The sequence below is a fragment of the Actinosynnema sp. NPDC049800 genome (genome assembly GCF_040656635.1).
Lineage (GTDB): Bacteria > Actinomycetota > Actinomycetes > Mycobacteriales > Pseudonocardiaceae > Actinosynnema.
In genome coordinates this window covers 164166-178348 of the sequence record NZ_JBFAMT010000003.1, presented here as the reverse complement: position 1 = coordinate 178348, position 14183 = coordinate 164166, and the positions used below count along the sequence as shown (strand labels likewise).

The following is a 14183-nucleotide window of genomic DNA, read 5'->3' as shown; positions in this document are numbered from 1 at the left end:
GTCACCACACGTGGGCGACGTCCACCACGACCCGGCCGGGGAGCGTGAACACCCGGAACGGCAGCAGGGCGCGCACACCCAGACCGACCGTCGTCTGCCCCTCGAACGACCCGGCCCACGCGACCTGGCGGAACGTCTGGTAGCCCGTGACGTCCACCAGCTCGGACCCGTTCGGGTAGGTGTAGGTCGGGTTGCCGTCCTGGTCGTAGGACGGCGAGTTCACCGTGATCTGCAGCTTGCCCGCGCCGCGCAACGGCACCGGCTTGCCCGACCCCTCGTGGGTCACCTCGGGCACGTACTGCACGGTGTAGCCGTCGTTCTCGCCGCCGGCGAAGTCGAACACCAGCCGGTCGTAGCACTCCTGCTGACCGGCCCGGATGTTCGCCAGCAGCCCGGTCGTGGTCTGGGACGCGACCTTCGGCCCCGAACCCCAGTCGACGGGCGTGCAGGCCGTGGGCGCCGCGGACGCGGTCACCGGCGCGACCACCGCGAGCGCCGTCATCGCCGCGATTAACAACGCAACCTTGCGTAGCATGCTGATTCCCCCTTCGTCGGGCCGGAACAGCCCGCAGCCAACATGACGCACGTCACCCACGGGAGGTTGCCTCCGCGTGCTGCGCCGACTGCTGGTCCTCATCGTGCCGCTGCTGGTCGCCCTGGTCGCGGCCCTCGGCGTGCCGCTCGCGTTCGCCGTCGTGCAGCGCGAGAGCCAGGAGACCTACCTCGACCGGCTGGGTGACGCGAGCCGGTTCGCGTCGCTGGCCGAGAGCGCCCTGGCGTCGGACCGCCTGACCGCGCTGCGGGAGGAACTGGTCCGCTACGACCAGCTCTACGGCATCTCGGCCGCCCTCGTCGGCACCGACGGCACGGTGCTGGAATCGTCACGCCGCCCGTTCGCCCTGGACGACCCGCACGTCGAGGTGGGCCTGAACGCGGCCTTCGGCGGGTACCGCGGCGAGACCGACCAGTCGGTGTGGCCGTGGGAACGCGTGAACCTCGTCGTGGTCGAGCCGGTCGGGCGGGACAGCGAGGTGGTGGCCGCCGTGGTGACGATCTCCCCGACCGACGGCCTCAGGTCGGCGATCCTCCGCCAGTGGGGCGTGCTGGCGCTGCTCGGTCTGGTGCCGATGCTGGGCGTGGTGGCGGTCGCGTGGCCGATGTCGCGCTGGGTCCTGCGCCCGGTCCGCACCCTGGACGAGGCGACCGCCGCCGTCGCGGGCGGCCGGCTGGATGCCCGTGCGGACGACCTCGGCGGGCCCCCTGAGCTGCGCAGACTCGCCGCGAGCTTCAACGCGATGGTCGACGTGGTCGGCCGCGCCCTGCGCCGGCAGCGGGCGTTCGTGGCGGACGCCTCCCACCAACTCCGCAACCCGCTGGCCAGCCTCCGCCTGGCCGTGGACAACCTGGAACCCCACGTCACCGACGCCGCGGGCCGTGAGGCGCAACGCATCGCCGTGGACGAGGCCGAGGAGATGGGCCGCGTCCTGGACACCCTGCTGGCCGCCACGCGTCTCGACAGCACCTCCGCCGCCGAACCGGTCGACGTGGACACCCTGCTGGCCACGCACGTCCCCGGCTGGCGCGCGCTGGCGGGCGACATGCGCCTGGAGGTGGCAGTACCACCGGGCCTGCGTGCCCTGGAACCGCCCGGTGGCCTCGGCAGCGTGCTGGACGAACTCGTCGGCAACGCGATCCGCCTCTCCGGCGGCACCCGCGTGAAGGTCTGGGGCCGGACCGCGGACGGCGGCGTGGAACTGCACGTGACCGACGACGGCACGGGCCTGACGGACGACGAGCGAGCCGACGCACTGAGCCGGTTCTGGCGCGCGCCACGCCACCAGAACATCGCGGGCACCGGCCTGGGACTCGCCATCTGCGCCGAGCTGATCGAATCGGCCGGCGGCGAACTAACCCTCCACCCCGTCGAACCACACGGCCTGGACGCCCTGATCCGCCTCCGCGCCCGCCCCACCACCTGACCCGCCCCGCGACCTAACCCACCCCGCGACCTGACCCGCTCCGCCACCTGCCGCGACCGCCTGCTGCCACAAGTCCCGCTTGCCGCAAATCGCGCCTGCCGCAGACTCCACCTGCCCCAAATCCCGCCTGTCCCAAATCCCGCCTGCCCCAAATCCCGCCTGGCACGAGCCGGCCCTTCATGCGAACTCCGTCCGCGCCGGTTGCTGCCCGCGGCGTCGGGTGCCTGGCGCGAACCCGCCAGCCGCATCCATCCGCCTGACGGGCCGAGCCCGTCGCCTGGTGATGCCTGTTGCCGCCGGACCGACTGCCCGCCCGCGTACCCGCCCGGCCGCGTGGTGCTTATTCGCCACTGCCCGGTGCCTGCTCGGTGCGTGACAGCGTCTGCCCGTGCCCGCGCGCCGCCCGCCCGGTGCCGCCCGCCCGCCCGGCGCGCCCGCCCGGTGCCTGTTCGCCCGCGCGGTGGCGGGTGCGTGACCTGTCCGCCGCGTGTGCCCCTCAGCGCGCCCCTGTGCGCAGGTGGTGGCCTGTCTGCTGCCCGACCGTCTCCCTGGCGTTCGCCTCACCGTCGGCCTGGTCCGCTGACGCTCGCCGTGGGTGCCGCCTCCTTCTATCCCGGCAACGTCAATGGTGTGCCGAAAGTTTCTCCATTGACGCCCGGTTCGCTCCATTGGGTGATCAGAGGGAGCTGGGGGCATCCTCGGCCATCGGCAACAGCATGCAGTATGGGCTGGTCAGCGCTTCGTCGCTCGGAACCAGCGTTCGGCGCCCTTGTGCAGTGGGACCTGACCAGTGGAGATTCCTGTTCTCACGTTGATCCGGCTGGCTTCCGGGTGGCCGGCGGCGATCCGGGCCGATTGCGTGAACACGGTCCGCGTCACGACCTCGACCACGTCCTCGTCCAACGACGTCCGCGCCAGCAGCAGGTTCGGCACGGCGAACGTGCGGCACGGCCCGAGGTTGCCGTAGGTCGTGGCCGGGATGGTGGCCGGCACGTACGGGCCCGGGTAGGCCTCGGCCAGGCGTTCCGCCTCGGCGGGCAGGTCGAGCAGGCGCAGCGGGAACGCGTCGAGCGTGTCGGCGATCGCCGGGGTCGGGATGCCGGTCAGCGCGAGGAACGCGTCCAGTGAGCCCTTCGTCAGCTCCTCGGCCGCGTCGGCGTGCGCCATCCGGCGCGCGTCCACCTCGATCCCCAGCAACGACAGCAGCCGGGTCGCGGTGAACTCCGTCCCCGACTCCGAGGGCCCGAACGACACCGTCCGCCCGGCCAGGTCCGACAACGTCCGCAACGGCGAGTCGGCGGGCACGGCGATCTGCATGAAGCTGTCGTAGAGCCGCCCCACCGCGCTGATCCCGCCCGGGTCCTCGGCGCTGAGCAACGCACCCGCCACCAGTGGATCCAAAGAGGACAGTCCAAGGTGGACCTCGCCCTCTCCGAGCAGGCGGACGTTCTCCACCGACGCACCGGTGTGGCGCTCGACCACCCGGGTCGCGGGCAGCTCGTCGGCCAGCGCCGCCGCCAGCGCGCCGCCGATCTCGCGGAACACCGCGCCGTCCGGCCCGGTCGCGAGCACCAGCTCGTCGAGGGCGGGAGGGCTGCTCGACGTGCACGCCGACAGCCACGCCGGCACGCCCGCCACCAGGGCGGCTCGCAGCACCGAACGCCGGGACACCCGCACGACCAGCAGCGTAACCCCGCACGACCGGGTGAACGGAGTGTTACGTCAGAGGGATCTGAAGTTTCCGGCGGGCTCCTTGTCGTGGTCGCGCCCTGTGCTCAGGATCACCAACCAACCCCCTTCCCGCCGGCAGGCGATGGTCCCCTTGGAGGAGACGTGGTCAGCGCGCAGGCACGTGAGCGCAAACCGATCTACAAGCACCTCTACTTCTGGGTGCTGGTGTCGATCGTGCTCGGCGTGATCGTCGGGTACGCCTTCCCGGCGCAGGCGTCGGGCATGAAGTGGATGGCCGACTTCTTCATCGCGCTGGTCAAGGTGGTCATCGCACCGACGATCTTCTGCACGGTCGTGGTCGGCATCGCGGGCCTGGGCAACCTCGCCAAGGCGGGCGGCCTGGCGCTGCGGACCATCCTGTACTTCACCGCGATGACGACGGTGGCGCTGGCGATCGGCCTGATCGTGGTCAACCTGGTGCAGCCGGGCCACCACGGCGCGTCCATCCCGATCAACGACGGCGCGGCGGAGAAGACGCTCGCCGACGCCAAGACCGCCGAGACCGGTGTGACGGGCTTCATCCTGGGCCTGGTGCCGAAGTCGTTCCTCGGCGCGTTCACCGACGGCCAGCTGATCCAGGTGCTGGTGGTCGCGATCCTGGTCGCGGTGGCCGTGGCGGGCATGGGCAAGCGCGGCGAGAAGGTCGTGTCCGCGTTGGACACCACGGCCAAGGTGATGTTCGGCGTCATCAAGATCGTCATGTACGCGGCGCCGATCGGCGCGTTCGGCGGCATCGCCTACACGATCGGCAAGTTCGGCGGCTCGATCCTGGGCAAGCTGGCGTGGCTGATGGGCTCGTTCTACGCGACGTGCCTTCTGTTCATCCTGGTGGTGCTGGGCGGCGTGGCGCTGTACGCCGGGTTCTCGATCTTCAAGTTCCTCCGGTACATCAAGGACGAGCTGCTGATCGTGCTCGGCACGTCCTCGTCGGAGACGGTGCTGCCGCGCATGCTGGTGAAGCTGGAGGCGGCGGGCGCGGACAAGTCGGTGGTGGGCCTCACGATCCCGACCGGCTACTCGTTCAACCTGGACGGCACGTGCATCTACCTGACCATGGGCGCGATCTTCATCGCCCAGGCGACGGGCACGGACGTGGGCCTGGGCACGCAGGTCGGGCTGCTGCTGTTCATGCTGCTGGCCAGCAAGGGTGCGGCGGGCGTCACGGGCGCCGGCCTGGTCACGCTGGCGGCGTCGCTGAGCGCGTTCGAGGGCAACAGCGCGATCCCGGCGGTCGGCATCGCGCTGATCGTGGGCATCGACCGGTTCATGTCCGAGGCGCGGGCGATCACGAACGTCATCGGCAACGGCGTCGGCACCCTCGTGGTGGCGCGGTGGCAGGGCCAGTTGGACCGCGACCGGTTGCGCGAGGTGATGGACAACCCCGGGCAGGTGGACGTGGACGCCCTGATGGAACAGCAGCACGGTGACGGCGACGTCACGGAGCGTGAACCGGTGGGCGCCGGCACCCGCTGAGACGCGCGCGTGAGCCCCCCGGTCGTCGCCCACGAGGCGGCGGCACGGGGGCTCACCTGCGAGTTCACCCGGGATCGCGGCGGCGGGGGAAGTGTCGGCCGGCTCTCACCAGCGCGCGCGAGGGCGGTCGCTCCGTTATGCTTAACAACGCGTAACAAGGCCGGCCGAGGTATCGCTCGGACCGGCCGAATCGTTACCAGTCGCCGACGAAGATCACCCGAAGGATGGTGTGGATCCGTTTCGCGACTGTTAAAGTCTCGTCAACACGCGGGCCATCGTCGTCCCGTGCCCAGCACCCGGATTCCAGGACCTGGACACGAGGACTCGTTCTTTCACCAAGGACGACGAAGGAGGTCTGCGCAGTGATCTTCTCCGCCATCCCGTCCCCGCAGGGGCTCTACGACCCCGCCGCGGAACGTGACGCTTGCGGTGTGGCGATGGTCGCCGACATCAAGGGCCGGCGCTCGCACGACATCGTCGTCGACGCGCTCACCGCGCTGGCCAACCTGGAGCACCGCGGCGCCGCGGGCGCCGAGCCGACCAGCGGCGACGGCGCCGGGATCCTCCTGCAACTGCCGGACGCCTTCCTGCGGCAGGTGCTGGACTTCGAGCTGCCGGAGCCGGGCGCGTACGCGGCGGGCATCGCGTTCCTGCCCGCCGACGAGGAGCCGCGCGCCAAGGCCGTCGAGCTGACCGAGCGCATCGCCGCCGAAGAGGGCCTGGTGGTCCTGGGCTGGCGCGACGTGCCGACCGCGCCCGAGCACGCCGGCGTGGGCCCGACCGCCCGGTCGGTGATGCCGCACTTCGCGATGCTGCTCGTCAAGGGCGAGACCGACCGGCGCGACGTCGCCCTGGACCGCCTCACGTTCGCCCTGCGCAAGCGGGTGGAGCACGAGAGCGCGGCGGCGGACGTCGGCACGTACTTCCCGTCGCTGTCGTCCCGGACGATCGTCTACAAGGGCATGCTGACCACGGGCCAGCTGCCCGCGTTCTTCCCCGACCTGCGCGACGAGCGGCTGGCCAGCGCGATCGCCCTGGTCCACTCCCGCTTCTCCACCAACACGTTCCCGTCGTGGCCGCTGGCGCACCCGTTCCGGTACGTCGCCCACAACGGTGAGATCAACACGGTCCGCGGCAACCGCAACCGGATGCGGGCCCGCGAGGCGCTGCTGGCCTCCGACCTGATCCCGGGCGACCTGACCAGGCTGTTCCCGATCTGCCACCCGGAGGGCTCGGACTCGGCGAGCTTCGACGAGGTGCTGGAGCTGCTGCACCTGGGCGGCCGGAGCCTGCCGCACGCGGTGCTGATGATGATCCCGGAGGCGTGGGAGAACCACACCTCGATGGACCCCAAGCGCCGCGCGTTCTACGAGTTCCACGCGAGCCTGATGGAGCCGTGGGACGGCCCGGCGTGCGTGACGTTCACCGACGGCTCGCTGGTCGGCGCGGTGCTCGACCGCAACGGCCTGCGCCCGGCCCGCTGGTGGCAGACCGCCGACGGCCGCGTGGTGCTGGCCTCGGAGACCGGTGTGCTGGACGTGCCCGCGGACCAGGTCGTGGCCAAGGGCCGGTTGCAGCCCGGGAAGATGTTCCTGGTCGACACGGTCGAGGGTCGCCTGGTCGAGGACGACGAGGTCAAGTCGAAGCTGGCCGACGAGCTGCCCTACGACGAGTGGCTGCACGCGGGCGTGCTGGAGCTGGCCGACCTGGCCGACCGCGAGCACGTGGTGCAGAGCCACGAGTCCGTGGTGCGGCGGCAGCTGACGTTCGGCTACACCGAGGAAGAGCTGCGGATCCTGCTCGCCCCGATGTCCACCAACGGCGCGGAGCCGCTCGGCTCGATGGGCACCGACACGCCGGTCGCGGCGCTGTCGCAGCGCTCCCGGCTGCTCTACGACTACTTCGTGCAGAACTTCGCCCAGGTCACGAACCCGCCGCTGGACGCGATCCGCGAGGAGATCGTCACCAGCGTGTCGCGGGTGATGGGCCCGGAGCAGAACCTGCTGGAGCCCGGCCCGGTCAGCTGCCGGCACATCAAGCTGACCTACCCGGTGATCGACAACGACGAGCTGGCCAAGCTCATCCACATCAACGACGACGGCGACCTGCCGGGCTTCGCGTGCACCGTCCTGTCCGGACTGTACGAAGTGGACGGTGGTGGCGCGGCGCTGGCGGCGGCGATCGAGCGGGTGCGCCGCGAGGCGTCCGAGGCGATCGCGAACGGCGCCCGCACGCTCGTGCTGTCCGACCGCGACTCCGACCACCGGATGGCGCCGATCCCGTCGCTGCTGCTGGTCTCCGCGGTGCACCACCACCTGGTGCGCACCAAGGAGCGGCTGCGCGTGGCGCTGGTCGTGGAGACCGGTGACGCCCGCGAGGTGCACCACATCGCCGCGCTGCTGAGCTACGGCGCCGCCGCGGTGAACCCGTACCTGGCGTTCGAGACGATCGAAGACATGATCAGCACCGGCGCGGTGACCGGCATCGAGCCGCGCAAGGCCGTGCGGAACTACGTGACCGCGCTGGTCAAGGGCACGTTGAAGATCATGTCGAAGATGGGCATCTCGACCGTAGGCGCGTACACGGCGGCGCAGGTGTTCGAGGCCGTCGGCCTGTCCGAGGAACTGCTGGGCGAGTACTTCACCGGCACGGTGTCGAAGCTCGGCGGCGCGGGCCTGGACGTGCTGGCGGAGGAGGTGGCGCTGCGCCACCGCCGCGCGCACCCCGACAACCCGACCGACCGCGTGCACCGCAGGCTCGAGGTCGGCGGCGAGTACGCCTACCGCCGCGAGGGCGAGCTGCACCTGTTCACGCCCGAGACGGTCTTCCTGCTCCAGCACGCCACCAAGACCGGCAAGCAGGACGTGTACAAGCGCTACACCGACGAGGTGGAGCGGCTGTCCCGGCAGGGCGGCACGCTGCGCGGCCTGTTCTCGTTCGACGCCGCCGGCCGCACGCCGGTCCCGATCGACGAGGTCGAGCCGGTCTCCTCGATCGTCAAGCGGTTCAACACCGGCGCCATGTCCTACGGGTCGATCTCGGCCGAGGCGCACGAGACGCTGGCCATCGCGATGAACCGGCTCGGCGGCCGGTCCAACAGCGGCGAGGGCGGCGAGGACCCCGAGCGCCTGTACGACCCGGAGCGGCGCAGCGCGGTCAAGCAGGTCGCGTCCGGCCGGTTCGGCGTCACCTCCGAGTACCTGGTCAACGCCAGCGACATCCAGATCAAGATGGCGCAGGGCGCGAAGCCGGGCGAGGGCGGCCAGCTGCCCGGTTACAAGGTGTACCCGTGGATCGCGCGGACCCGGCACTCCACGCCGGGCGTTGGCCTGATCTCCCCGCCGCCGCACCACGACATCTACTCGATCGAGGACCTGGCGCAGCTGATCCACGACCTGAAGAACGCCAACGAGCAGGCCCGCGTGCACGTGAAGCTGGTCAGCGAGGTCGGCGTCGGCACGGTCGCGGCGGGCGTGGCGAAGGCGCACGCGGACGTGGTGCTGATCTCCGGCCACGACGGCGGCACCGGCGCGTCGCCGCTGAACTCGCTCAAGCACGCGGGCACGCCGTGGGAGATCGGCCTCGCCGAGACCCAGCAGACGTTGCTGCTCAACGGTTTGCGGGACCGGATCACCGTGCAGGTCGACGGCGCGATGCGCACCGGCCGCGACGTGGTGGTGGCCGCGCTGCTCGGCGCGGAGGAGTTCGGCTTCGCGACCGCGCCGCTCATCGTCGAGGGCTGCGTGATGATGCGCGTCTGCCACCTCGACACCTGCCCGGTCGGCATCGCCACGCAGAACCCGGAGCTGCGCAAGCGCTTCACGGGCCAGGCCGACCACGTGGTGAACTTCTTCCACTTCATCGCCCAGGAAGTCCGGGAACTGCTGGCGTCGCTCGGTTTCCGCACGATCGACGAGGCCGTCGGCCACGCCGAGCTGCTCAAGACCGACGAGGCCGTCGAGCACTGGAAGGCGGCCGGGCTGGACCTGACGCCGGTGTTCGAGGTGCCCGAGACGCCCTACCGCACGGCCAAGCGCAAGGTCCGCGAGCAGGACCACGGCCTGGCGCAGGCATTGGACCGCACGCTGCTCCAGCTCGCCGACGCGGCGCTCAACGACGCCCGCCCGGTGCGGCTGGAACTGCCGCTGCGCAACGTCAACCGGACCGTCGGCACGCTGCTCGGCGCGGAGGTCACGCGCCGGTTCGGCGGCGACGGCCTGCCCGACGACACGATCCACGTGACGTTCACCGGCTCGGCCGGCCAGTCGCTGGGCGCGTTCATCCCGCGCGGCGTCACGCTGGAGATGATCGGCGACGCCAACGACTACGTCGGCAAGGGCCTGTCCGGCGGCCGGATCGTCGTGCGGCCGCACCCGGACGCGCCGTTCGCGGCCGAGCAGCAGGTCATCGCGGGCAACGTGATCGGCTACGGCGCCACGTCCGGCGAGATCTTCCTGCGCGGACGGGTCGGCGAGCGGTTCTGCGTGCGCAACTCGGGCGCGCTGGCCGTGGCCGAGGGCGTGGGCGACCACGCGTTCGAGTACATGACCGGCGGCCGGGCCGTGGTGCTCGGGCCGACCGGCCGCAACCTCGCCGCGGGCATGTCCGGCGGCATCGCGTACGTGCTGGAGCTCGACCCGGCGGCGGTCAACACCGCCATGGTCGAGTTGCAGCGGCCCGGTGCGGAAGACCTGCGCTGGCTGCGCGAAGTGGTGGAACGCCACCACCAGCTCACCGGTTCGGCGGTGGCCGCGTCGCTGCTCGGCGACTGGCCCCGGCGTTCCGCGTCGTTCACCAAGGTCATGCCCGGTGACTACCAGCGCGTGCTCGAAGCGATGAGGCTCGCCCGCGCGGAAGGCAGGGACGTCGACCAGGCGATCATGGAGGCCTCCCGTGGCTGACCCGTACGGTTTCCTCAAGCACTCCCGCTCCGAGCCGAAGAAGCGGCCCGCCGCCGAGCGGCTGAGCGACTGGGACGAGGTGTACCTCGACGTCCCCGCCGAGCAGCGCGACGCGGAGGTGCGCACGCAGGCGACGCGGTGCATGGACTGCGGCATCCCGTTCTGCCACTCCGGGTCGGCCGGGTGCCCGCTGGGCAACCTGATCCCCGAGTGGAACGACCTGGTGCGCCGGGGCGACTGGGAGTCGGCGTCGGACCGGCTGCACGCGACGAACAACTTCCCGGAGTTCACCGGCCGGTTGTGCCCCGCGCCGTGCGAGGCGGCGTGCGTGCTGTCGATCAGCCACGACGCGGGCGGCGCGGTCGCGATCAAGCGGGTCGAGCAGGCGATCGCCGACGTGTCCTGGGACCAGGGGCTCGTGGGACCCACGCAGGCACAGGTCTCGTCGGGCAAGGCGGTCGCGGTGGTCGGGTCCGGCCCGGCCGGGTTGGCGGCGGCGCAGCAGCTCACGCGGGCGGGCCACGAGGTCACCGTGTTCGAGCGGGACGACCGGCTCGGAGGGCTGCTCCGCTACGGCATCCCCGAGTTCAAGATGGAGAAGAAGGTCCTCGACCGGCGGCTCGCGCAGCTGCGCAAGGAGGGCACGAAGTTCGTCACCGGCTGCGAGGTCGGCGTCGACCTGACCGTCGAGGAGCTGCGGTCGAAGTTCGACGCGGTGGTGCTCGCCGTGGGCGCGCTGCGCGGTCGTGACGACACGACGACGCCCGGCCGTTCGTTGCGGGGCATCCACTTGGCGATGGAGCACCTGGTGCCCGCCAACCGCGCGTGCGAGGGCGACGGCCCGCCGGCGATCGACGCGGCCGGCAAGCACGTCGTGATCATCGGCGGCGGCGACACCGGCGCCGACTGCTACGGCACGGCGTCCCGGCAGGGCGCGGCTTCCGTGCTGCAGCTGGACCAGTACCCGATGCCACCGTCCACTCGGGACGACGCCCGCTCGCCGTGGCCGGTGTGGCCGTGGATCCTGCGCACCTACCCCGCGCACGAGGAGGCGGGCGAGCGGAAGTTCGCGGTCGCGGTGGAGAAGTTCGTCGGCGACGAGGACGGGCACGTGCGCCAGATCCAGCTGCGCAAGGTGCGGGTGGAGAAGGACGCCTCCGGCCGCCGCCAGGTCGTGCCGACGTCCGAGGAGGTCGAGCTGCTGCCGGCGGACCTGGTGCTGCTGGCGATCGGCTTCGAGGGCGTCGAGCACATGCCGCTGCTGGACGGGTTGGGCATCCAGCTCACCTCGCGCGGCACGATCTCGTGCGGCTCGGACTGGCAGACCCAGTCGCCCGGCGTGTTCGTCTGCGGTGACGCGCACCGGGGCGCTTCGCTGGTCGTGTGGGCGATCGCCGAGGGCCGCTCGGTGGCCAACGCGGTGGACCGCTACCTGACCGGCTCGTCCGACCTGCCGTCACCGGTGATCCCCAACATGCTGCCGCTGGCCGTGGTGTGACCCCTTAGACCCGCCGTTCGCTGGGTACCCGGCCGCCCCGACAATGACGTCGGGGCGGCCTTTTGCTTTCTTCGGAGGAGGATGCGAATGGGCAGCGGGATTCCGGACAACGACACGTTACGGTCATTCGGGATCACGTTCGGGCAGCTCCTGGCGTGGGACGACGAGGAACGGCGGCGTTGGCTGGTGGAGTCGCAGCCCGACGGCGAGCACCGGACGAACTGGTGGCTGTCGATCATCCAGTCGTTGAACGGCCTGACGACCCGTTTCGGGGACGTGAGCGGGCAGGAGGTCGCCAACCGCTTGGCCATGCTCGCCTCCGTCGTCAGTGAGTACCCGGAACTCGCCGACGTGCCGCCCGAGCTGACCCCCGACGGTGCGGCGAGGCGCAACCTGGGCAACATCCGGCTGTCCCGCGAGGAGGCCCTCCGGATGGCGGAGAACCGGACCGACCGCCCGATCGAGGAGATCCGGGAGCTGCGCGAGGTGCGGACCCTCGTCCGCCGGCTCGGCAACCTGGTCGACCGCATCCGCGACGATCACCTCCGGCACGAGGTGCGGGAGTGGCCGGCGGTCCAGGGACGGTTGCCCTGACGCACGCTGCCCCGACCCGAAGAGGGCCGGGTCGGGCCCGCCGGTCAGACGCCGGTCACCGCGCGCACCGAGCGGATGCGGCTGACCAGGAACTCGCGGTGCTCGCCGCGCGGGGCGCAGTTGGCCTTGAGGTTGCCCGCCGCGTGGTCGACGGGGGTGATCACGTGCTTCACCGTGCTCCGCGGGCCGTTCGCCACCGCGATCTCCACGGACGTGCGGCTGACCAGCGCGTCCGCCAGCAGCACGACCTCCGAATCGCGCAGCACCAGCGACTGGTCGCGCAGCAGCCGCACCGTGCCGATCCGCTGCGACTCCACCGGCGGCAGCACGAACTGCGGCCTCGGCCGCTCCCGCTCCACCAGCGCCGCCGCCAGCTTTCCCACCTCGTGCCCGGTCAACGGCGTGCGCCACCCGCCCGTCGCCGCGCGCACCGGCGGTGGCTCGACGCGCCGTCGCGGCACCCGCTCCACCACCGCCATGCCGTCCACCGTGGCCGTCGTCGGCGCGTAACCGGCCGCCCGCAGCAACGCCAACGTCTCCGCCGCGGGCTTCGCCGACGCCAGCACCGTCGGCCCCAACGGCTGCAACGACAGCGGCGCCAACGACGGGTGCGCGGCGATCTCGCTCAACAGCACCGGGTCCTCGGTGCGCACGCAGCACGCCACCGGCGTCACCGTGATCCGCCCGTGCTGCCGCGCCACCTCGCGCACCAGGTGCGCCAACGTCGGCGGCACGCCGTGCTCGGCCACCGACGCCAACCGGGCCAGCAACGCGTCCGGCTCGTGCCCCGCGTCCAACGCCCGCCGCACGCTCGCGCCGCTGAACCGCCACCCGCCCGCCGCGCCGTCCGCCGCCAGCTCCAGCACCGCGCTCAGCTCGCGCGACGGCAGCCCGGCCACCACGGCGCTCAGGTCCGGCCGCAGGTGCGCGGTGACCGCCTCCGGCGGCACGAACCGACCCGCCACCTCGTCCACCCCGCCCGCCAGCACCGCCCGGCCCAGCGCGGTCGCCGCGCCCAGCGCCACCAACCCCACCGACTCGGCCTCCACCAACGCCGCCTCGGTCGCCGCGCGCCCGTGCACGGCGGGCCGCGTCCACACCAGCTCGGCCACCACCTCGTGCCGGTGCTCGAACGCCTCGTCCTCGTCCAACCGCGCGTACCGCTCCAGCAGGCCGCGCCTGGTCCGGTCGCCCGAGTCCGTCGAGGACGGTTCCGCCGACGCGGGCCGCTGCTTGCCCGGCGTCCACGTCAGCCGCGGCCAGGCGCGCGCCAACGCGGTCAACCGCTCCGCGGGCGACGCGGCCCGCCACGCGTCCGCGCCGACCGTCGGCACCAGCCTGCCGTCGTCCACCGCGAGCAACCGCGCCTCGACGGCCAACCCCACCCACAACCGGGTCCGGCCCTCGTCGGACCGCAGCACGCCCGCGAGCCGCCTCAGCTCCCGCAACCCCATCACCGCGCGGCACGCCACCTGCTCGACGTCGCACAGGTCGACCAGCCGCGTCACCCCGTCCACAGTGGACGTCGCGGGCGTGATCGCGGCCCGGTCCGCGAATCCCCGGTTCTGCGGCGCGCGGCGGGGCGTGCGCGGCGCGGGCGTGATGCGGCGCGCGGGTTCTTCCTCCAGCAGCCGCAACCCCGGCGAGCTCGCCAACCGCCCGGCCGCCGGCCACACCAACGCCCTCGCGCGCAACTGGCCCAACGCCCGCTTCAGCTCCGCCCGCGACGCCTTCCCGTTGCAGCGCAACCGTTCCGCCAGCACCTCCACGCCCGCCTCGTCACCCAGCCGCAGCACGGTGTCCAGCACGTCCCGGCACGCCTGGTCGAGCCCGTCGACCGCCGCGCGCAGCGACGCCGTCGAGGTCAGCTCGTCCGCCAGCGCCCGCAGCGAGTGGGGCCTGCGATCGGCGGCGTCCTTGCGCAGCGCCAAGATGTCCCGGATCTCCACCGCGTCGAGCTCGCGCAGCCATCCGGCCAGCGCCGTTTTCCTACCCACCCGGCGATTA

General features: G+C 72.1%; 8 protein-coding genes. 5 read left to right on the top strand and 3 right to left on the bottom strand.

Translation table 11 applies throughout. The features are described from left to right. Nucleotide 1: 1 nt before the first annotated feature. Nucleotides 2-535 carry an AMIN-like domain-containing (lipo)protein gene (locus AB0I91_RS06045; protein WP_499635537.1) on the bottom strand — a complete coding sequence of 178 codons (534 nt, stop codon included), beginning with the start codon at nt 533-535 and terminating at the stop codon, nt 2-4. A 76-nt stretch (nt 536-611) separates the two neighbouring features. Between AB0I91_RS06045 and AB0I91_RS06040 the strand changes: the two genes are divergently transcribed. Further along, nucleotides 612-1979 carry a sensor histidine kinase gene (locus AB0I91_RS06040; RefSeq protein WP_499635529.1) on the top strand — a complete coding sequence of 456 codons (1368 nt, stop codon included), beginning with the start codon at nt 612-614 and terminating at the stop codon, nt 1977-1979. Nucleotides 1980-2711: 732 nt separating this feature from the next. Here AB0I91_RS06040 and AB0I91_RS06035 read toward each other — a convergent pair. After that, on the bottom strand, nt 2712-3656 hold the full coding sequence (locus tag AB0I91_RS06035; protein WP_499635527.1) for a TAXI family TRAP transporter solute-binding subunit: 945 nt from the start codon (nt 3654-3656) through the stop codon (nt 2712-2714). 156 nt (nt 3657-3812) lie between these two features. On the opposite strand from AB0I91_RS06035, the gene dctA reads away from it, so the two are divergent. The 4 genes from dctA (at nt 3813) to AB0I91_RS06015 (ending at nt 12176) form a co-directional block, all read left to right on the top strand. Continuing rightward, a complete protein-coding gene (dctA, locus tag AB0I91_RS06030) occupies nt 3813-5183 on the top strand; it encodes a C4-dicarboxylate transporter DctA (RefSeq protein ID WP_499635526.1) in 1371 nt (456 codons plus the stop codon). A gap of 362 nt (nt 5184-5545) precedes the next feature. Then, entirely contained in the window at nt 5546-10084 is a 4539-nt protein-coding gene (gltB, locus tag AB0I91_RS06025; RefSeq protein WP_498784372.1) for a glutamate synthase large subunit, read from the top strand. Then, nucleotides 10077-11582 carry a glutamate synthase subunit beta gene (locus AB0I91_RS06020; RefSeq protein ID WP_498784370.1) on the top strand — a complete coding sequence of 502 codons (1506 nt, stop codon included), beginning with the start codon at nt 10077-10079 and terminating at the stop codon, nt 11580-11582. The genes gltB and AB0I91_RS06020 overlap by 8 nt, the downstream gene beginning before the upstream one ends. 87 nt (nt 11583-11669) lie before the next feature. Further along, nucleotides 11670-12176 (top strand): hypothetical protein, encoded by a 507-nt coding sequence (locus AB0I91_RS06015; RefSeq protein WP_499635522.1) that lies wholly within the window; start codon nt 11670-11672, stop codon nt 12174-12176. Nucleotides 12177-12220: 44 nt separating this feature from the next. On the opposite strand, the gene AB0I91_RS06010 is transcribed toward AB0I91_RS06015, so the two are convergent. Beyond that, nucleotides 12221-14173, bottom strand: coding sequence for a helicase-associated domain-containing protein (locus AB0I91_RS06010; RefSeq protein ID WP_498784366.1), 1953 nt, complete (start codon nt 14171-14173; stop codon nt 12221-12223). Between the last annotated feature and the right edge of the window lie 10 nt (nt 14174-14183).